19 protein-coding genes and 1 tRNA gene are annotated in these 19,896 nt (G+C 67.5%); 15 read left to right on the top strand and 5 right to left on the bottom strand.

Going from position 1 to position 19,896, the window contains the following annotated elements:
• The 3 genes from topA to ACV4UX_RS10645 all read left to right on the top strand — a co-directional run.
• A partial coding sequence (gene topA, locus ACV4UX_RS10655; protein WP_491593264.1) for a type I DNA topoisomerase occupies nucleotides 1-2,133 on the top strand: 2,133 nt, incomplete at its 5' end.
• A 19-nt stretch (nucleotides 2,134-2,152) separates the two neighbouring features.
• Nucleotides 2,153-2,488 (top strand): DHCW motif cupin fold protein, encoded by a 336-nt coding sequence (locus ACV4UX_RS10650; RefSeq protein ID WP_491593266.1) that lies wholly within the window; start codon nucleotides 2,153-2,155, stop codon nucleotides 2,486-2,488.
• Nucleotides 2,489-2,537: 49 nt separating this feature from the next.
• The gene (locus tag ACV4UX_RS10645) at nucleotides 2,538-3,605 is read left to right on the top strand and encodes an acyltransferase family protein (RefSeq protein ID WP_491593263.1); all 1,068 of its coding nucleotides are present in this window, start codon (nucleotides 2,538-2,540) and stop codon (nucleotides 3,603-3,605) included.
• Between the two features lie 8 nt (nucleotides 3,606-3,613).
• Here the strand turns inward: ACV4UX_RS10645 and ACV4UX_RS10640 are convergent, their stop codons facing one another.
• The 4 genes from ACV4UX_RS10640 to ACV4UX_RS10625 form a co-directional block, all read right to left on the bottom strand.
• Nucleotides 3,614-3,904: a hypothetical protein gene (locus tag ACV4UX_RS10640; protein ID WP_491593262.1), complete on the bottom strand. Its 291-nt coding sequence runs from the start codon at nucleotides 3,902-3,904 to the stop codon at nucleotides 3,614-3,616.
• A gap of 17 nt (nucleotides 3,905-3,921) precedes the next feature.
• A complete protein-coding gene (locus tag ACV4UX_RS10635) occupies nucleotides 3,922-4,371 on the bottom strand; it encodes a hypothetical protein (protein WP_491593261.1) in 450 nt (149 codons plus the stop codon).
• Between the two features lie 18 nt (nucleotides 4,372-4,389).
• A complete protein-coding gene (locus tag ACV4UX_RS10630; RefSeq protein ID WP_491593260.1) occupies nucleotides 4,390-7,785 on the bottom strand; it encodes a tetratricopeptide repeat protein in 3,396 nt (1,131 codons plus the stop codon).
• Between the two features lie 68 nt (nucleotides 7,786-7,853).
• On the bottom strand, nucleotides 7,854-9,635 hold the full coding sequence (locus ACV4UX_RS10625; protein WP_491593259.1) for an ABC transporter ATP-binding protein: 1,782 nt from the start codon (nucleotides 9,633-9,635) through the stop codon (nucleotides 7,854-7,856).
• A gap of 37 nt (nucleotides 9,636-9,672) precedes the next feature.
• Between ACV4UX_RS10625 and ACV4UX_RS10620 the strand changes: the two genes are divergently transcribed.
• Both ACV4UX_RS10620 and ACV4UX_RS10615 read left to right on the top strand, forming a co-directional pair.
• On the top strand, nucleotides 9,673-9,843 hold the full coding sequence (locus ACV4UX_RS10620; protein ID WP_491593258.1) for a rubredoxin: 171 nt from the start codon (nucleotides 9,673-9,675) through the stop codon (nucleotides 9,841-9,843).
• Between the two features lie 249 nt (nucleotides 9,844-10,092).
• Nucleotides 10,093-10,593: a hypothetical protein gene (locus tag ACV4UX_RS10615; RefSeq protein WP_491593257.1), complete on the top strand. Its 501-nt coding sequence runs from the start codon at nucleotides 10,093-10,095 to the stop codon at nucleotides 10,591-10,593.
• Nucleotides 10,594-10,606: 13 nt separating this feature from the next.
• Here ACV4UX_RS10615 and ACV4UX_RS10610 read toward each other — a convergent pair whose 3' ends face one another.
• Nucleotides 10,607-10,852 carry a hypothetical protein gene (locus ACV4UX_RS10610; RefSeq protein WP_491593256.1) on the bottom strand — a complete coding sequence of 82 codons (246 nt, stop codon included), beginning with the start codon at nucleotides 10,850-10,852 and terminating at the stop codon, nucleotides 10,607-10,609.
• A 224-nt stretch (nucleotides 10,853-11,076) separates the two neighbouring features.
• Between ACV4UX_RS10610 and ACV4UX_RS10605 the strand changes: the two genes are divergently transcribed.
• From ACV4UX_RS10605 to pheT, 10 genes are all read left to right on the top strand, one after another.
• A complete protein-coding gene (locus ACV4UX_RS10605; RefSeq protein ID WP_491593255.1) occupies nucleotides 11,077-12,912 on the top strand; it encodes an ATP-binding protein in 1,836 nt (611 codons plus the stop codon).
• 101 nt (nucleotides 12,913-13,013) lie between these two features.
• Nucleotides 13,014-13,088: transfer RNA gene (locus tag ACV4UX_RS10600), tRNA-Val, on the top strand.
• 124 nt (nucleotides 13,089-13,212) lie between these two features.
• Complete coding sequence (thrS, locus tag ACV4UX_RS10595) at nucleotides 13,213-15,150, top strand: threonine--tRNA ligase (RefSeq protein ID WP_491593254.1); 1,938 nt, start codon at nucleotides 13,213-13,215, stop codon at nucleotides 15,148-15,150.
• On the top strand, nucleotides 15,134-15,664 hold the full coding sequence (gene infC / locus ACV4UX_RS10590) for a translation initiation factor IF-3 (protein WP_491593265.1): 531 nt from the start codon (nucleotides 15,134-15,136) through the stop codon (nucleotides 15,662-15,664). Before thrS ends, infC begins: the two co-directional genes overlap by 17 nt.
• A gap of 83 nt (nucleotides 15,665-15,747) precedes the next feature.
• The gene (gene rpmI, locus ACV4UX_RS10585; protein ID WP_173086118.1) at nucleotides 15,748-15,945 is read left to right on the top strand and encodes a 50S ribosomal protein L35; all 198 of its coding nucleotides are present in this window, start codon (nucleotides 15,748-15,750) and stop codon (nucleotides 15,943-15,945) included.
• Nucleotides 15,946-16,234: 289 nt separating this feature from the next.
• Entirely contained in the window at nucleotides 16,235-16,591 is a 357-nt protein-coding gene (gene rplT, locus ACV4UX_RS10580; protein WP_173086116.1) for a 50S ribosomal protein L20, read from the top strand.
• A complete protein-coding gene (gene pheS, locus ACV4UX_RS10575) occupies nucleotides 16,588-17,637 on the top strand; it encodes a phenylalanine--tRNA ligase subunit alpha (protein WP_491593253.1) in 1,050 nt (349 codons plus the stop codon). Before rplT ends, pheS begins: the two co-directional genes overlap by 4 nt.
• Before the next feature lie 14 nt (nucleotides 17,638-17,651).
• Entirely contained in the window at nucleotides 17,652-17,933 is a 282-nt protein-coding gene (locus ACV4UX_RS10570; protein WP_491593252.1) for a nucleotidyltransferase family protein, read from the top strand.
• On the top strand, nucleotides 17,930-18,379 hold the full coding sequence (locus ACV4UX_RS10565) for a hypothetical protein (RefSeq protein WP_491593251.1): 450 nt from the start codon (nucleotides 17,930-17,932) through the stop codon (nucleotides 18,377-18,379). Before ACV4UX_RS10570 ends, ACV4UX_RS10565 begins: the two co-directional genes overlap by 4 nt.
• 52 nt (nucleotides 18,380-18,431) lie before the next feature.
• Nucleotides 18,432-19,896, top strand: a 1,465-nt coding sequence (gene pheT, locus ACV4UX_RS10560; RefSeq protein ID WP_491593250.1) for a phenylalanine--tRNA ligase subunit beta, incomplete at its 3' end; no start/stop codon positions are given.

Here is a 19,896-nt window from a genome sequence, read left to right as displayed (position 1 = left end):
GTCAAGGAAGCCAACCCCCGCATCGAGCGCATCCAGTTCAACGAGATCACCGCGCGCGCCGTGCGCGAGGCCCTTGAACACCCGCGCCCCATCAACGAGAAGCTCTTCGAGTCCCAGCAGGCCCGGCGCATCCTGGACCGCCTGGTGGGCTACAAGATTTCGCCGCTGCTCTGGAAGAAGGTGCGCAAGGGCATCAGCGCCGGGCGCGTGCAGTCGGTGGCCTTGAAGATCGTGGTGGAGCGCGAGAAGGAGCGCCTGGCCTTCAAGCCCGAGGAGTACTGGCCCTTCAAGGCGCGCCTGGAGGCCGACCAGCCCCCCGCATTCGACGCCGAGCTTGCGAAGCTCTCGGGCAAGAAGGCCCACGTGGGCGATGCCGACACCGCCCACGCCCTGGACGCCGAACTCAAGGCCCAGGCCTTCGTGGTGAAGGACGTGGCCGAGAAGGAGCGCCAGAAGTCGCCCCCGCCGCCCTTCATCACCTCCACGCTCCAGCAGGCCGCCAACCAGCGCCTGGGCTACCCCGCCAAGAAGACCATGGGCGCGGCCCAGAAGCTCTACGAAGGCGTGGACCTGGGCGAACGCGGCACCACCGCCCTCATCACCTACATGCGTACCGACTCCACCCGCGTGGCCGCCGAGGCGCGCGAGGCCGCCAAGACCTACATCGTGGAGCAGCTGGGCCAGGAATACTACCCCGAGAAGGCCCGCGTCTTCAAAACCAAGGCCGGAGCCCAGGACGCCCACGAAGCCATCCGCCCCGTGGACGTGAACATCACGCCCAAGGACGTGGCGGGGCTGCTCCCGCGCGACCAGTTCATGGTCTACAAGATCATCTGGGAGCGCTTCGTGGCCTCCCAGATGGCCGCCGCCCGCTTCTGGGACACCCAGGTCAGCGTCACGGCCGGGCGCGCCGAGTTCAAGGCCAAGGGCGAACGCCTGATCTTCGCGGGATTCCTCAAGGTGCACGGCCAGGACGCCGCCGAGGAGGAGGCCGACGCGGCCGACTCCGCGGGCGCGAAGCTCCTGCCGCCGCTCAAGGCCGGGCAGGCGCTCAAGCTCCTGGAGATCAAGAAGGAGCAGAAGTTCACCCAGCCGCCGCCGCGCTACACGGAGGCCTCGCTGGTGAAGGAGCTGGAGGAGCAGGGCATCGGGCGTCCCTCCACATATGCGGCCATCATCTCCACGCTCCTGGACCGCGACTACGCCCGGCTGGAGGAGAAGCGCTTCGCGCCCACGGAGCTGGGCGTCACCGTGTCGGACCGCCTCTCCGAGCACTTCCAGACCATCATGGACGTGGGCTTCACCGCCGGGATGGAGACGGCCCTGGACCAGGTGGCCGAGGGCAAGAAGGACTGGCGCGAGCTGCTGGGCGACTTCACCGGCGACTTCTACGCCGCCCTGGAAAAAGCCTCCAAGGAGATGGGCAACGAGGAGACCGGCCTCGTCTGCCCCGAGTGCGGCAAGCCCCTCAAGGCCAAGTTCGGCAAGTCCGGCCCCTTCGTGGCCTGCTCGGGCTACCCGGAGTGCAAGTTCACCTCCAACTTCGTGCGCGAGGCCGACGGCACGTACCGTCTCACCGAGCGCGAGGTGGGGGCCGACTCGGGCCTGGTCTGCCCCGTGTGCGGCAAGCCCATGATCGTGAAATTCGGCAAGCGCGGGCCGTTCCTGGCCTGTTCGGGCTACCCGGAGTGCAAGTCCACCTCCAACTTCACGCGCAACGAGGACGGCACCTACGCCTTCGCCGCCACGCCGGAGCAGGCCCCGCCCGAGGTGGTGGGCACGTGCCCCGAGTGCTCCAAGGACGTGCTCCTCAAGCGTACGCGTTCGGGGTCGCGCTTCTATTCGTGCTCGGGCTATCCCAAGTGCAAGTATTCCAAGCCCTTCACCACGGGGGTCAAGTGCCCGCGCGAGGGCTGCGACGGCGAGCTGGTGGAGAAGAGCTCCCGCTACGGCAAGCTCTTCTATTCCTGCTCCAACTACCCCAAGTGCGACTACGCCGTGTGGGACTGGCCCGTGGACGAGAAGTGCCCCGAGTGCGACTCGCCCATCCTGGTGAAGAAGCAGTCCAAGCGCTACGGCGAGCATCTGGCCTGCCCGGTGAAGACCTGCAAGTACCGCAAGCTGCCGCAGTAGCCGGAGGCGCGCCGTGAAGATGGACTCGATCCCCTTCGGGGTGACGGACTGGGCGGGCGTGGAGCCCACCCGCCACGAGGGCGAGACGGGCCACGCCCTGTGGCGCACCCGCAGCTTCGGCCCGGCGGAGAACCCCCTGCGCGTGCGCCTGGTGGAGTATTCCCCCGGCTACCGGGCGGACCACTGGTGCTCCAAGGGGCACATCCTGCTCTGCCTGGAGGGACGCCTGGAGACCGAGCTCGAGGACGGGCGGACCTTCACCCTGACCCCCGGCGTGAGCTACCAGGTGGCCGACGGCGCGGAGCCGCACCGCTCCTGGACGGAGGTGGGGGCGAAGCTCTTCATCGTGGACTGACCCCGTCGCCGCCTCCGGGCGCGACAGGGCGGCCGCGCCCCCGAACGCCATGGGATTCCTGCGCCTGCTGCTGGCCCTGATCGTCTGCGCCGACCACTACCTGGGGGCCCTGCGCCTCCCGCTGCCCCGCTTCCTGGGGCTGGGCGCGGACATGGCCGTGGAGGTGTTCTTCATCATCTCGGGCTTCTACATGGGGCTCATCCTCACGCGGCGCTACGAAGGCCCCGGGCGCGCGGCGGCCTTCTACAAGAGCCGCTTCTTCCGGCTCTTCCCGGTCTACTGGGCCACGCTGGCCTGCTACTTCGCGGCCCTGGGGCTCTTCCGGGTCTGGAGCGGGCGCTGGGCGCACCTGCCGGAGTGGTTCCACGCCGTCTCGGGGCTGGACCTTTTCTCGCAGGCCTGGGCCGTGTTCTCCAACCTGTTCCTCTTCGGCGGCAACCTGCTGTTCTTCTTCTCCATCGCGGAGCCTTCGAGCCTGTTCGGGGCCTTCAGCCCCGCCCTGCCGCCCTCCTGGATCGTGCTGTTCGTCCCGCACGCCTGGTCCATCGAGATGGAGCTGGGGTTCTACCTGCTGGCCCCCTGGCTTGTGGGCGTGCGCGCCCGCTGGCTGGTCCCGGCCGTGCTGGCCTGCCTGGCGGGGAAGCTCTGGCTGGAGAACGTGGGGCTGGTGAACGATTCGTGGTATCTGCGCAACCCCGTGTTGGACCTGGGGCTCTTCGCGATGGGGGTGCTGGCGCACCGTGTGTACGCGGGGGTGTACGCCCGGGACCTGGACCGGGGCCTGCGCTGGGGCTTCGCGGCGGCGTTCCTGCTGGCGCTGCTGTTCTACCACAAGGACTCGGCCCACTGGATCTTCCCCCTGGGCGTGCACCTCTGCGCGTTCCTGGGCGTGCCCGCGCTGTTCGCCATCACGCGCTCCAGCCGGGCGGACCGCCTGGTGGGCGAGCTTTCCTACCCCATCTACCTGTGCCACCAGATGGTGTTCTACCTGGTGGCCCTCACGGCCGGATTCCGCCACGTGGTCCCGCTGTCGCTGGCCGCCACGCTGGCCTTCTCGGCGCTGATGCACGCCACCCTCGGCCGCGCCGTGGACCGCTACCGGCACGGGAAGTACTAGGGCGTGGTTCAGGCCGGGCCGTGGGGTTCGTCCAGCCCCCTGGCCCGCAAGTGCTCCTCGATCTCGCGCGCCCGGTCCGGGTCGTAGCGGCGTTTCTCGTCCAGGAGCCGGGCCACGGCCAGGCGGTACACCGGGTCGTGGGGCGCGGACTCGTAGCGCTCCAGGAGGCGGTTGATGGCCTCGGTGTCGCGGCATTCCTCGATGAGCCGTTCCACGAGGATCGGCGAGCGCGTCACGAACCTCCAGAGGAACTCCTTGACGAGCTCCGCGAGGCCTTCAACGAGGGCGGAAAGGGCCACGGCGTGTCGCTCCCCGGCTAGCGGCTGATCTTGTTGCCGCTGCCTTGCACCTGGATGATCATGCCGCCCGAGGCTTGGGCGTTCTGGACGTTGTTTCTGACGATGTCGCGCCCGGCCACGTCGCCGTGGAAGGTGCCGCCGGTGATGAGGTTGCCGTGGACGGTGTTGCCCCAAACGGCGACGCCCCCGGCCTGGAGGAGCCGTTCGACCTCCCCGGCCAGGGCGGGGTCCTTGGTGAGTGCTTTTTCCAGCTGCACCTTGAAGTCCTTGCGGGCCAGGTCGGAGGAGGGCGCGGCTTCCAGATCGGCCAAGGCCTCCTGCTGAGCCGGTGAGGTGAAGCGGCCCTTGATGAGGCCCCAGAGCGCGGAAACGGCCTCGGGGGCCTTGCTCGCCAGGGCGTCGGCCCCTTTCTGGAGGGAGGGGAGGAGGAAGTCCGTCGCGGCGTCGATGAGGGAGGAGAAGTCCATGGGGGCTCCGTGGGTTGCTTATTCGGGTTGAGCGGAGGGCTGTCCGCCGTTCTCGCCCGTGAGTCGGCCAGCCTCGTCGAGGGCGGCCTGGGCTTCATCCTCGCGGCCGAGGGCGTGGAGGGTGCGGGCGAGGTTGCGCAGGGATATGGTCAGTTGAGAATTGAATTTTTGGGGGAGATGGGCTGCCAGTTGGTGGTAGGTGTCCACGGCCTCTTGTGCAGGTGCAAGCGCCTCCTCGTGCCGTCCGAGATCGCCGAGCCTGCTGCCCAGGTTGTTGAGTGATCCGGCCCAATGGGGCCAATAGGCGTCGGGGTTTCGTTGGGTCAATTCGCGGTAGATGTCCAAGGCCTCTCGCGCTGGTGGGAGCGCGTCTTCGTGTCGTCCGAGATCGTCGAGCATGTTGCTCAGGGTGTCGAGAGCCCCGGCCCAATAGGGCCGATAGACATCGGGGGTGCGTTGGGCCAAATCACAGTAGATGTCCACGGCTTCTTGCGTGGGTGCAAACGCATCCTTGTTCCGTCCGAGAGCGTCGAGGTGGTTGCCCAAGATGTAGAGGGCCTTGGCCAGAGCGGGCCGACAGACTCCGGGGTTACGCTGGGCCAGTTCGCGGTAGATGTCCGCAGCCTCTTGTGCAGGTGCAAGCGCCTCCTCGTGCCGCCCGAGGTCGCTGAGTCTGTTGCCCAAGTTGTGGAGGTACGCTGCCAAATCGTAATTATAGGCATCGGGGATGTGTCGGGCCAGCTCGCGCTGGATGTCCACAGCCTCTAGCGCTGGTGTGAGCGCTTCCTCGTGCCGCCCGAGCGCGCCGAGCCTGGCACCCAGATTGCTGAGGGACATGGCTAGGACGGGTCTATAGGCTTCGGGGTTTCGTTGGGCCAGTTCACGCCGGATGACCACGGCCTCTAGCGCGGGTGCGAGCGCTTCCTCGTGCCGCCCGAGATCGCCGAGCCTGACGCCCAGGATGTTGAGCGAGTAAGCCAAGGCGGACCGAGAGGTGTCGAAGGTGGGTTGGGCCAGTTCGCGTTGGATTTCCACGGCCTCTAGCGCGGGTGTGAGCGCGTTCTCGTGCCGCGCGAGAGAGCTGAGCCTGTTGCTCAGGTTGTTGAGGAAGATGGGCAGATTGGGCAGGTATGCTTCGGGGTTTCGTTGGGCCAGTTCGCGCTGGATGTCTATAGCCTCTAGCGCGGGTGTGAGCGCCTCCTCGTACCGCCCGAGAGAGCTGAGCGTTATGCTCAGGTTGTTTAAGGACTGGGCCAATTCGGGCCGATATGCGCCTGGGCTTCGTTGGGCCAGTTCGCGATAGATGTCCACAGCTTCATGCGCAGATGGGAGCGCGTCCTCGTGCCGCCCGAGATCGCAGAGCTTGATGCCCTGGTTGTTGAGAGAGAGGGCCAAATAGGGCCGATAGGCGTCGGGGGTGCGTTCGGCCAACGCGCGCAGTATGTCAACAGCCTCAAGCGCAGGAGCGAGCGCATCCTCGCGTCGCCCGAGAGAGCTGAGGATGCTGCCAAGATTGCAGATGGCGTGAGCCAAATAGTGCAGATAGACGTCGGGGTTTCCTCGGGCCAGTTCGCGGTGGATGTCCACGGCCTGTTTCGTAGCTGAGAGCGCATCCACGTGCCGTCCGAGAGAACAGAGCCTGATGCCTAAGTTGTTGAAGGACTCGGCCAAATCGCGGCGATATGGGTTTGGGTTTCGTCGGTCCAGTTCGCAGTGGATGTCCACCGCTTCTTGCGCGAGTGCAAGCGCCTCTTCATGTCGTCCAAGGTAGGTAAAGTTGTTGCTCAGATTGATGAGTGAGGTAGCCATAGCTGGGTGATATGCGTCGGGGTTGCGTTGGGCCAGTTCGCGGAAGAGGTCTACGGCCTCTTGCATGGGTGCGAGCGCTTCCTTGTGCTGCCCAAGATTGACGAATCTGACGCTCAGGTTGCCTAGAGTAGCAGCCAGTCGGGCTAGGGAGTCGTCATCGCCCGAATGATCTTGAGTCTGCTCCCGCAACCTCTCCAGCAGCCTTCCGGTCTGCTCCGTCGCGAACGCCGCCAGCCGCACGCTCGATTCCGGCATGGCATAGACGATCTGTTCCAGTTCATCCGTCGTGAGGCCATCCTTCGCGCTCACGGCATCCAGCCACGCCAGCGGTTCCCCTCTGGTCTCGCCGAAGTCCTGGGCCAGCTTGACGAGGCTTTGCACCACCGGCTGGAGAGCCTTTCCGCAAGCGCGGACCACGGCCTTACGGGCGTCGTCCGGGTCGCCAGCGCCCATTCCTTTCAGCGTCACGGCCTCGCCGATCAGGTCCGGCTCGATGGCCTTCACGCCGCCGCCGGGGCGGGGCAGTGCCTCTTGGAGCAATTCCGTCATCCGGGCCGCGCTCATGCGGGGGCTGCGGCCCAGGGCCAGCGCCTCCTCCCTCAGGACATCCCTCAGCCCGTCGCGCTCCAGCCCCTGGCGCAGCGTGGCCAGGGCCGCCGTGTGCCGCAGCACGGCTCGTGCGTCCCCGTCGTCACCGGCCAGCTTGCCGATGCGTTCCAGTTCCCGCCCGGCCACGTGCAGGGCCGCGTCCTCCCGGTTCAGGGAAAGCGCCGCCCGAAGCCCCTTCTCCGCCGCCACGCAGGCGGCCAGGAGCAGGTAGAGCGGATCGCCCGCCCACTTCCAGTCGGCCAGCTGTTGGTCGAACTCCGGATCCGCGCCGGGTGCGGGCAGTTCCTCGTTGCAGCGGAACAGTTCCAGGCCATGGGTGAGCACCGCCCGCCGGTCGGCGTCCTGGTGCAGCGGGTGCAACGGCTGCACGGGGTCCGGGAGGTCGAACAAGGGCTGCACGCGGGTCTTCGCGTCGCCTTCCGGCACCAGCCGAGCCAGCCAGCCCTGTTCCCAGGTGGCCTCGCGCTCCAAAAGCAGGATGCGCAGGGGGCGGCCGGGATACCCCGGGTTGCGGCACAGCTCCTTGAGCCACTTGCCCAGTTGCTCCGAGCGGGCCATGGCGTAGTCGAACACCGCGAGGACCGGCTGTTGCCAACCCCATACGCCCAGGTTTTGCTGGCCGAAGAAGCGGTCGGCCTCCTCGGTGGACACGAACCCGGCCTGCCAGTCCTTGTCCTCCAGTTCGCGGCACAGCTTCAGGGCCAGGCGCGTCTTGCCCGTGCCGCCCCGGCCCGTGAGCACCCGTATGGAGATGGGCTTGTCCTTGCGGTCCAGCCAGGAGTGCAGGGAAGCCAGCGCGTCTCCGCGCCCCGTCAGGGGGACGCTGGTTCGCCAGGGGTCGAAGCGCGAAAGCAGGTCGTCGGTTTCTGGCAACGGCGCGCTCGCCTTGAGCAACTGGAGATAGGGAACCCCACTGCCGACGGTGTTCCCGTCGCCCTGGATCTGCACGATGTAGCAGCCGTTGCCGCTGCACTGGATGGACTGCGCGTCCGGCATGTGCCGCCTCCCCGAAATAACTACCAGCTGGGCGTATTGTGTCAGCCGGAGCCGTTCGGGTCAACGGGTCAGCCTGCGCCCTCCCCGCTCTGCACGGCCCACAGCCCGGCGTAGACGCCCCGGCGCTCCAGGAGCTCCTCGTGGCGGCCGCGCTCCACGATGAGCCCGTCCACCACCACGATGATCTCGTCGGCCAGGCGCACCGTGGAGAGCCGGTGCGCCACCGCAAGGGTCATGCGGCTGCCCCGGAAGGCGTGCAGGTTCTCCTGGATGAGCCCCTCGGTGCGCGTGTCCACGGCCGAGGTGGCCTCGTCCAGGATGAGGATGTCGGGCTCGCGCAGCACCGCCCGCGCCAGCGAGATGCGCTGGCGCTGGCCGCCCGAGAGCTTCACCCCGCCCTCGCCGATGGGCGTGTCGAACCCCTGGGGCAGCTCCCGGATGAAATCGAGCGCCCCGGCGATGGAGGCCGCGCGCTCCAGGGCCTCCTGCGTGGCCTCCTGCGAGCCCAGCCGGATGTTCTCCGCCGCCGTGCCCGCGAAGAGGAACGCCTCCTGCGACACGTAGCCCATGCGCCCGCGCAGGCTCTCCAGGGTGAAGCCCGCCATGTCCTCCCCGTCCACCAGGAGGCGGCCGGACTGCGGGTCCAGGTGGCGCAGCGCCAGCTTCACCAGCGTGGACTTGCCCGCCCCCGTGGGGCCCACCACCCCCAGCACCCGGCCGCGCTCCAGGGTGAAGTCCAGCCCGTGCAGCACGGGCTCGCGCCCGGGGTAGGCGAAGCGCACGTTCTCGAAACGCAGTTGATGCGGGGCGTGGTCCAGGGTCCTGGCCCCGGGGCGGTCCGCGATGGCTGGTTCGAGATCCAGCACGGAGAGGATGCGCGCGGCCGAGGCCTCGGTGCGCTGAAACTGGTTGAGCAGCATCCCGAACACGAAGAGCGGCAGCACCATGCGCGTGGCCAGGAGCACGAAGGTGGTGTAGTCGCCGGCCGAGGGGCCGTCCCCCGTGAGCGTGAGCCAGCCGCCGCCCGCGATGATCAGCGCGAACCCCGCCCCGGCCACGGCGTAGAGCACCGGGATGAACCGGGCGCGGGCCAGGGCCGCCCCCACCGCCTCGTCGCGGTAGCGGGCCGAGGCCGACTCCACGCGCGCGGCCTGGTCCTCCTCGGCGGTGAAGGCCTGGATCACGCCCATGCCGCGCAGGTTGTTGCCGATGAGGGCCGCCACCTCGCCCACGGCCTTGCGGGCGTCGCGGTAGCGGGGTCGGATGCGCGTGGAGAAGGTGCGCACGGCGGCGAAGGCGAAGGGCATGGGGGCCATGAGCAGGAGGGCCAGACGCCAGTCGATCCAGAAGAGCACGGCGAAGCTGCCCGCGAAGGTGATCACCAGCCGGATGGCCGAGGTGGAGGCGTCGGCCAGGAAGTTCTCCAGGGTGTCCACGTCGGAGGAGACCACGTTGATCAGGTCGCCGCTCTGGCGCTCCTCGAAGAAGTGCATGTCCTGGCGCTGGAGGTGGCGGTAGAGTGCGTTGCGGAGGTCGTGGCGCACGTGCTGGGCGATGCGGTCCAGGAGGAAGTCGCTCAGGGACTGGCACAGGGCCAGGCAGACGAAGGCCCCCAGCACCAGCGCGCCGTAGAGCAGCAGGCGGTCGCGCACGGCCAGGGCGTCGGGGCCGGAGAGCGGCCCGGAGAGGGCGGCGGTGACGGCGTCCACGGTGCGCCCCACCAGGACCATGGGGGCCAGGTCGAAGGCGCGGGCGGCGGCGTTGGAGGCCAGGCCGAAAAGGAACTGGCCCCGGTAGGGGGCGACGAAGGGCAGAAGCCGCGTGAGGGACCAGCTTGAAGCGAAGCGCATCCCCGGTCTATACTCCAGAGCGGCAAGGAGGAAAACCATGGACAACGCCCGCTACGTCTGCCTGCTCTGCGGCTACACCTACGACCCCAAACGCGGCGACCCCAAGGGGGACATCCCCCCGGGAACGCCCGGCGACAAGCTCCCGCCCGACTGGGTCTGCCCCTTGTGCCGCACGGACCAGACGAACTTCGCCAGGAAGGACGCCTAGTGTCGTGATTTTGAAAAACATGAAATGTTTTTCAAAATTAAAATCAATGGTTTTGTATGATTGCCTCAAGAGTCCGTATGGACGGATTTTGAGGACGCAACACTAGTCCTCTCGCTGCACGCCCGGCGGAAGGCCCCGGCAAGGTCCTTCCGCCGCTCCCTCCGCTTCCCCCGGCCGCCACGCGATCGTCACCCGGGCGTCCTAGGATGTCTGCGGACCGGTGGTCCGGTTCTTTTCAGGAGGTGCGGCATGCGCGCGTTCAACGAGTCGGAGCAGGCCATCCTGCGCGTGGTCGAGGCGTTCGACGGGGTGGTGAAATACCTGGGGATCACCCCGGAGGAGCACCTCGTCTCCTACAGCCAGAAGCACCTTGAAAGGCTCCTGGAAGAGGAAATCCTCGAACGGGCCAAGCTCCGGTTCTTCAGCGGCAAGATCAAGGGCGTGCGCTTCACGCGCGACGGGCTGGCCGTCTGGAGGCTCTTCACCGGCCAGGAAGCGCCCGAGGCCAAGCTGCCCGACGCGGGGCTGCTCGTGCGAGACCTCTACCTGCGCAACGGCCTCTCCTCCACCGACGAGGCCACGCCGCGCGACACGCTCCTCAAGCACCACTCCCGCCGCGCCCTGGTGGACGCCTTCCAGGCCGGGCTCGTGGCCAAGGTCAAGATCCGCCACCCCGGCGGCGAAAAGACCAAGGGCTTCGTGGTCACCCACGCGGGCTACGCCTGGCTGCGCGGCAACAGCCTCATCTGATCCGGACGCGTCCCTACTTGGGCGAATAGCCCCGGGCGCGCATGCACTTGTCGCGCAGATCCTCCAGGCGCTTGTCGTGCATGCCCGAATCCTGGAGCCCGGCAGCCGCGCGGGAGGCCTCCCAGTCGCACTCGGAATAATCGCGCTCCTCGCGGGCCGTGTCGGCTCCGGGGGCCTGGTAGACGGTGCGCCCGCCGCAGGAGGCGCAGGCCAGGGCCGCCAGCAGCGCGGCGGCCGGCAGGATGCGGGGAATGGTCATGGAGCGCCTCACAGCCAGGTGAAAAGAAGGATGTAGAAGGCGATGCCGCCCAGGGCGGCGTAGGCGTCGGTCTTGGACATGGCGGTCCTCCCTGGTCCGGCTCTCTAGCCCAGCCCCGGGCGCGCGGCAAGGCCGCCGAGAGCCTCAGCAAATGATTCCGAACGATTGCGCGCGCGACGTTTCTTGCGTAACAAGAACGCGAAACCCTCGAACGGAACGCCGCCATGACCCGCAAGTTCGTCATCATCACCTCCTCGGCCCTGCTGCTGCTGGGGCTGGTGATGTGGCAGCTGGGCCTGCGAGCCCAGGGCGAACTCAAGGCCGTGGCCACCGAGCAGTTCAACCGCCAGCAGCTCATCCTGGCCCAGAAGCTGGCCCAGGATCTGGAGCAGCACTTCAGCTTCCTGGGCGCGAGCCTTCAGGAACTCTCCGGCATCCTGCACAAGTACCCGGCGCTCATGGGCGCGCCGGAGAAGGCCCTGCCGCCCTTCCAGGAGATCCTGCGCCAGAGCGAGGTGCTGGCCATCGGCTACGTCCCGGCGGAGGGAGGGGCCGTCTCCTTCTTCAACGACAAGGGCCTCATGTCCGGCCCCCTGGTGCTGGACTACGGCCCCTTCCTGGACTGGGCCAGGGGCAGCGAGACCGGCAAGCTCCTGGCGGGCCGCGTGGAGACCCCGCCCCAAGGGCCCTTCGCCGGAAAGACCATCCTGCGCATGGCCACGCGCTACTGGCCCCACGAAATCCCGGTGAGCGCGCACGCCGAAGCCCCGGGCGTGCTCTTCTTCGTGGTGGACGCCGTGGCCGTGGCAAGGCGCTACGCCCACGACGTGCGCTCCGGTCAGACAGGCTACGCCTGGGTGATCGACCAGCGCGGCTACTTCCTCGACCACTACGAGGTGGACTTCATCGCCCGGAACGCCTTCGAAGTGCGCAAGCGCCGCGACCCGGGCATCGACTTCTCCCGCATCGACCAGATCATGCGCGAGAAGATCATGAAGGGCGAGGAGGGCGTGGACTGGTACGTCTCGGGCTGGCACCGGGGCTCCCAGGGCGAGATGCGCAAGCTCATCGCCTACGCCCCGGCCCGCATCGCCCCGGACCAGCCCGAGCCGGTGGTCTGGGGCGTGGCCCTGGCCGCGCCCGTGGACGAGGTGGAGGGCATCATCGGCAAGGTGGCCCTGCGCGAGATGTTCATGGTGGCGGTGTTCCAGGTGGTGGTCTTCACCGGCCTGGCCGTGACCATGTACTTCGCCTTCCGCTGGTCGGCCAACCTCAAGACGGAAGTGGAGGCGCGCACCGCCGAGCTGCGCGAGGCCCGCGACCGCATCCGCCAGAACCTCCGGGAACTCCTGGAGACCCAGGAGCGCCTCATCCGCTCCGAACGCTTCGCCGCCGTGGGCGAGGCCGCCGCCCACATCTCCCACGAGATCCGCAACCCCCTCATGCTCATGGGCGGCTTCGCGCGGCAGGTGCGCCGCTCCCTGCCCGAAGACGGGCGCGAGGCCGAAAAGCTCCGGCTCATCGAGGAGGAGGCCAAACGCCTGGAGAACATGCTGGAGGAGGTGCGCGACTTCACCCGGCCCGCCGCGCCCAAGCTCGCCCCGCGCGACCTCAACGCCACCGTCTGGGACACCGTGACCCTCCTGGAGCAGGAGCTGGCCTCCCGGGGCGTGACCCTGCGCGCCAACCTGGACAAGTCCCTGCCCCCGGCCGTGCACGACCCCGCACAGGTGCGCCAGGTGGTGCTCAACCTGGTGAAGAACGCCGCCGAGGCCATGCCCCAGGGCGGCGCGGTGGTGGTGGCCAGCAGGGCCAGGGACGGCTTCGCCGAGGTGGAGGTGAAGGACGACGGACCGGGCATGACCCCCGAGGAGGCCGACAAGGCCTTCAACCCCTTCTACACCACCAAGGAGCGCGGCACGGGCCTGGGCCTGGCCGTGTGCGAGCGCATCGCCCACGACCACGGCGGCTCCATTCGCCTGGAAACGGAGAAGGGCAAGGGCTGCGCCTTCACCCTGAGCCTGCCTTTGGAGCGGCAGGGGGCAGGCCACGCGGCATGATGCGGGGCCTGAGGAAAATGGGGGAAGATGCGCGCGGAGCGCACTCCGTGCTTGACACGCCCTCGATCGCACCGTACACATCCTCTTCCTTTCGACAGCGTAGGACCGTAGCTCAGGGGGAGAGCACTTGCTTGACACGCAAGGGGTCAGGAGTTCAAATCTCCTCGGTCCTACCACGTGACCCCAGGGGAGGCACCGCCTCCCCTTTTTTGGCATCCAGGGGAGGCGGTGCCTCCCTTTTTTTGGCTTTTTGGGGGTCTGGTATAGCCGCCCCGGCACGGGGCAAGCGGGAGAGCGAGCGTGAACGTCCGCGTCGGAGAACAGATCGTCGAGGCAGCGCCCGGCCAGTCGGCCGGTGAGGTCCTTTCCAAGGCCCTCTCGGGTAAGGCCTTCAAGAACACCGTGGCCGCCCGCCTGGGCGAAGCGGTGGTCGATCTCTCCACCGCGCTCACTCCCGACGTGGCCGAGCTGGCCCCCGTGGCCGCCGACTCCCCCGAAGGGGTGGAGGTCGTGCGCCACAGCGCCGCCCACATCATGGCCGAGGCCGTGAAGAAGCTCTTCCCCAAGGCCCAGGTGACCATCGGCCCGGCCATCGAGAACGGCTTCTACTACGATTTCGCCTTCGAGCGCCCCTTCACCAGCGAAGACCTGGAGGCCATCCAGGCCGAGATGGAGAAGATCGCCGCCGCCAACCACCCCTTCGCCTGCCGCGTGGTCTCCAAGCCCGAGGCCGAGGCGCTTTTCAAGGGCATGGGCGAGGACTACAAGCTCGAAGTGCTGGCCGACATCCCGGCCGAGACCGTCTCGCTCTACACGCAGGGGGCCTTCACCGACCTCTGCCGCGGTCCCCACGTGCCCTCCACAGGGTTTCTGAAGGCCTTCAAGCTCACCCACGTGGCCGGGGCCTACTGGCGCGGCGACGAGAAGCGCCCCATGCTCTCGCGCATCTACGGCGCGGCCTTCGCGGACCCCAAGGAGTTGAAGGCCTACCTCTACCGCATCGAGGAGGCCAAGAAGCGCGACCACCGCCGCCTGGGAACCCAGCTGGACCTCTTCAGCGTCTCCGAGGAGGCCGGGGCCGGGATGATCATCTGGCATCCCAAGGGCGCGCTCGTGCGCACCATCCTGGAGGATTTCGAGCGCAAGGAGCACCTCAAGCGCGGCTATTCCATCGTGCAGGGCCCGCAGCTTCTGAAGCGCGACCTCTGGGAGCGCTCCGGGCACTACGACAACTACCGCGAGAACATGTACTTCACCGAGATCGACGAGCAGGCCTACGGCGTGAAGCCCATGAACTGCCTGTCGCACATGCTCATCTACAAGTCGCGTCTGCGCTCCTACCGCGACCTGCCCCAGCGCTACTTCGAGCTGGGCGTGGTGCACCGCCACGAGAAATCCGGCGTGCTGCACGGCCTGTTGCGCGTGCGCCAGTTCACCCAGGACGACGCCCACATCATCTGCCGCCCCGACCAGCTCCAGGAGGAGATCATCGGGGTGATCAACTTCGTCAAGGACGTGGTGGACCTCTTCGGCTTCGAGTTCGAGGCCCAGCTCTCCACGCGCCCAGAGAAATCCATCGGGTCCGACGAGGCCTGGGAGCTGGCCACCACGTCGCTTCGCCAGGCCATGGAGTCCATCGGCCTGCCCTTCACCATCAACGAGGGCGACGGCGCTTTCTACGGCCCCAAGATTGACATCAAACTCAAGGATGCCTTAGACCGCCGTTGGCAGTGCGCCACCATCCAGTGCGACTTCACCCTGCCCGAACGCTTCGAGCTCTTCTACACGGGGGCCGACGGCGAGCGTCACAGGCCGGTGATGCTGCACAGGGTGGTGCTGGGCGCGGTGGAGAGGTTCCTGGGCGTGCTCATCGAGCACACGGCCGGGGCCTTTCCCTGTTGGCTCTCGCCGGTGCAGGCGCGCATCCTTACGGTCACCGACGCCCACGACGCCCACGCGAATGCCGTGCTCGCGCGGCTGCGCGAGGCGGGCATCCGGGCCGAGGCGGACCTGCGCAACGAGAAGCTCGGCTACAAGGTGCGCGAGGCGCAATTGGAGAAGATCCCCTACATGCTCGTCATCGGGGATCAGGAACTGGCCGAGAGCGGCGTGAACGTGCGCCTGCGCTCCGGCGAGAACCTTGGACTCAAGGGGGTCGACGCGGTCATCCGGGCCATCCTGGAAGACTGCGAAGCCCCGTTCAAACGAGGAGGTATGCGCTATAACTTCTGCCAGTGACACCGCCCGCTGCAATCACCAGATTCGCGTGCGCGAAGTGCGTGTGATCGCCGACGATGGCTCGCAGCTGGGGATCATCCCCACCAGCGAAGCCCTTCGCCTGGCCCAGGAAAAAGGCCTGGACCTCGTGGAGGTGGCCGCCGCCGCCGATCCGCCGGTGTGCCGGATCATGGACTATGGGAAATTCAAGTACCAGCAGCAGAAAAAACAGCAGGAAGCCCGGAAGAAGCAGACGGTCATCCAGGTCAAGGAAATCAAGGTCCGGCCCAAGACCGATGAGCACGACTACCAGACCAAGCTCAAGCACATCCGGAAATTCCTCGAGGAAGGCGACCGCTGCAAGGTTGCGGTGTTCTTCCGGGGGCGCGAGGTGGTCCACAAGGACCGCGGCGCGAGAATCCTGGAACGCATCGTCGTCGACCTGGGCGAACTGGTCAAAGTGGAGCAGGAGCCCCGCTTCGAGGGACGCATCATGAACATGATGCTTGCTCCTTCCGTGAAGAAGAAAGTGTAGCGCTCGAACGTTTCGCGCGGGGACGGCCCTGCGGACCCGCCGGGGTAAAGCCCTGGCGGGCGGTATTTTCCCAGGAGGACAACATGCCCAAGATCAAGACCAACAAGAGCGCCGCCAAGCGCTTCACCACCACCGGCACCGGCAAGTTCCGCCGCCGCCGCCAGAACAAGCGCCACATCCTGACCAAGAAGAGCGCCAAGCGCAAACGCGCCCTGTCGCCTTCGGCCATCGTGGATTCGGCCAACGAAGGCGCCGTGCGCCGTCTGCTGCCCTACGCCTAGGGCCGGGACGCCGTCCCGGTCCGGCGGGGGGCTTCCCCGGCGCGCGCAGGGAAGTAAGGATGTGATGCGTGTCCCCGTGAGGGGCATGGGAGCCGCCGACGGTTCCCATGCCCCTCACGGGGACGGGCCGCGAGATGCGGTCCGGACCAGGAAACCATGCTTCGACGAGTTGTCGCAACAGTTCGCGAAGCTCATTGAAAGTTTTTGAAGGAGAGTTTGAGGGGAATCTTTTTTCCAATAAGATTCCTCTCAATATTCCCTCTTCTCTTCGCTCCCAAGGAGGGACACCATGCGCGTCAAACGCGGACAGGCCGCCCACAAGCGGCACAAGAAGTATCTGAAGCTTGCCAAGGGATTCGTCGGCGCCCGTTCGGTGCTCTACGAGACCGCCCGCGAGAACGTCGAACGCGCCATGGCCTACGCCTACCGCGACCGCAAGGTGAAGAAGCGCGAGTTCCGCAAGCTGTGGATCATGCGCATCAACGCCGCCGCCCGCGAGAACGGCCTGAGCTACGGCAACTTCATGCACGGCCTCACCCTGGCCGGCATCGAGCTGGACCGCAAGGTTCTGGCCGACATGGCCGTGCGCGAGAAGGCCGGCTTCGCCGAACTGGCCGCGCTGGCCAAGACCAAGGTGACCGCGTGAGCCAGGGCCAGGCCCTGATCGAGGAATTGACCGTCCTGGCCGGGGAAGCCAAAAACACCCTCGGCCAGGCGGCCTCGTTCGAGGCCCTGGAAGACCTGCGCGTGGCCTACCTGGGCCGCAAGGGACGCCTGGCCCAGGTGATGGCCAAGCTCCCCGCGCTCACGCCCGAGGAGAAGCGCCAGGCCGGACAGGCGGCCAACCAGCTCAAGGACGAACTGACCGCCTGGCACACCCTGCGCCTGGAGGCCCTCAAGCGCCAGGAGGAAGAGGCCCTGCTGGCCTCCTTCGACCCGGCACTGCCCGGCCGCGCCCCGGCCCTGGGCGGGCCGCACCCGCTGACCCTGGTCAGCGAGGAGATCTGCCGCGCCTTCGCGGGCATGGGCTTCGAGGTGGTCACCGGCCCCGAGATCGAGACGGACTTCTACAACTTCGAGGCCCTGAACTTCCCGCCCGAGCACCCCGCCCGGGACATGCAGGACACCCTCTACATCGGGGACAACATCCTCCTGCGCACGCACACCTCGCCCCTGCAGGTGCGCACGCTGCTCTCGCGCAAGCCCCCCGTGGCGGCCATCGCCCCGGGCAAGGTCTACCGGCGCGACTCCGACATCACCCACTCCCCCATGTTCCACCAGATCGAGGGCTTCCTCGTGGACAAGGGCGTGACCATGGCGGACCTGCGCGGCACACTCACCTTCTTCGTGCACCGCATCTTCGGGGCGGAGACGCGCGTGCGCTTCCGGCCGAGCTTCTTCCCCTTCACCGAGCCCAGCGCCGAGGTGGACATCTCCTGCGTGCTCTGCGAAGGCACGGGCAGGGCAGGGGACGACACCTGCCGCGTGTGCAAGGGCACGGGCTGGGTGGAGATCCTGGGCTGCGGCATGATCGATCCCAACGTCCTGAAGGCCGTGGACATCGACCCCGAAGTGCACTCCGGCTTCGCCTTCGGCATGGGCGTGGAGCGCGTGACCATGCTCAAGTACGGCGTGGGCGACCTGCGCCTCTTCTTCGAGAACGACGTCCGCTTCCTGGGCCAGTTCGCGTAGAGGCCCGCGCGGCCATGCGCCTGACCACCGAAGAGCGGGAGATCATCCGCGCCGCCGTGGCCGCCCGGGACCCCGAGGCCCAGGTGTGGCTCTTCGGCTCGCGCGCGGACGACTCCAGGCGCGGCGGCGACATCGACCTGCTCGTCTTCTCCCAGACCATGGGCTGGTCCGAGAAGGGCGACGTGTGGTGGGAACTCCAGGAACGGCTGGGCGAGCAGAAGATCGACATCGTGGTGGCCAAGGACCGGAGCGACCCGTTCGTGCGGATGGTCATGGAGAAGGCGGTGAGGTTATGAGCGCCCTGTCTGCCAAGGAACTGATCGCCAAGGGCGTCGCGCAACTGGAGCGGTCCGCCGAACGCCTCGGGAAATCGTACGAGATCTGTCTCAAGGCGAATCGTGAATCCCCGGCCGACGAGGACTACGACGCCTTTGAAGCCCTTGCCGGGCGTTTTTCCCGCACCTCGGACATCCTGCTTCAAAAAGTCTTCCGTGCCCTGGACGCCTACGACCTCTACGACAGCGGAACCCCGTTGGACGTGATCAACAGGGCGGACAAACGGGAACTCTTTGATGATGTCGAATCCATCAAAAAAATCCGCGCACTCCGCAACACGATAGCGCACGAATACGAACTGGAAGACATTGTCCGGCTCATGAACGAGATTTTGCTCCTCACGCCGGACCTGCTTGAAGCGTGCAAGCGTTCCATCGCGTACGCAAGAGAACTCATCGAATCCTGAATGGCGAAGGGCTTCCCGCCATCGGGACGCCACCGCGCCGGAGGCTTTGTCCATGCTCCTTTCGCTCAATTGGCTCCGTGAATTCGTGCCCTATGAGGGCTCCGTGGACACCCTGGCCGACCGCCTGACCATGCTGGGCCTGGAAGTGGAGGGCGTCTCGCGCCCCTTCGCCGCCTGCGCCGACGTGGTGGTGGGCCGGGTGCTCGCACGCGAACAGCACCCCGACGCCGACAAGCTCTCCGTGTGCACCGTGGACGTGGGCCGGGGCGAGCCCCTGCGCATCGTCTGCGGCGCGGCCAACGTGGCCGCCGGGCAGTCCGTGCCCGTGGCGACCATCGGCACGAAGCTCCCCGGCGGGCTCGTCATCAAGAAGAGCAAGCTGCGCGGCGTGGAATCCCACGGCATGATCTGCTCCGAGTCCGAACTGGGCCTGGCCGAGAAGTCCGAGGGCATCCTCGCCCTCGAGGGCGACCCCACCCCGGGCAGGACCCTGGCCGAGGCCTTCGGCCTGGACGACGTGGTGCTGGAGATCGGCATCACCCCCAACCGCGCCGACTGCCTCTCCATCCTGGGCCTGGCCCGCGAGACGGCCATGGTCTTCGGTCTGCCCCTCTCCATGCCCAGGATACGCCTGGAAGAGCACGGCCCCGACGCCGCGTCCCTGGTGCGCGTGGACATCCAGGACCCCTCGGGCTGCCCGGTGTACCGCGCGCGCATCCTCCAGGGCGTGGAGATCAAGCCTTCTCCGGCCTGGATGCGTTGGCGTCTGGCGGCCATGGGGCAGCGCCCGCTCAACAACATCGTGGACGTGACCAACTACGTGATGCTGGAACTGGGCCAGCCCCTGCACGCCTTCGACCGCTCGCTCCTTGCGGGGAACGTCATCGAAGTCCGCCGCGCCGTGGACGGCCAGCGCTTCACCACCCTGGACGGACAGGAGCGCACCCTCACCGCGCGCGACCTGCTCATCTGCGACCAGGCCAAGGCCGTGGCCTTGGCGGGCGTCATGGGCGGCGAGAATTCCGAGATCAACGCCCGTTCCACCGACGTGCTCCTGGAGTGCGCCGTGTTCGACCCCGCCACCATCCGCAAGACGGGCCGCCGCCTGGGCCTCTCCAGCGAGTCTTCCTACCGCTACGAGCGCGGCGTGGACCAGCCCGCCTCGCTCTTCGCCATGAACCGCGCCGCAGCGCTCATGGCCGCACACTCCGACGGACGCGTGCTGCCCGGCGTGGCCAGCCACGAGCCCCGGCCCTGGAAGGCCCCCGTGCTGCCCTTCCGCCCGGCCAAGGCTGTGGAACTTCTGGGCATCGAGCTCACGGGCGAATTCTGCCGCAAGACCCTGCAGGGCCTGGGTTGCGAGGTGGAAACCCGCTCCGGCGAGGCCTGGAGCGTCACCCCGCCCCCAGCGCGCCTGGACCTGGAACGCGAGGTGGACCTCGTGGAAGAGGTGGCCCGCGTCTACGGCATGGACCGCATCCCGGCCGTGATGCCGCGCATGGTCAAGTCCCTGGACG

Source organism: Fundidesulfovibrio sp., assembly GCF_058402725.1.
This window is presented reverse-complemented; position numbering and strand designations above follow the sequence as displayed.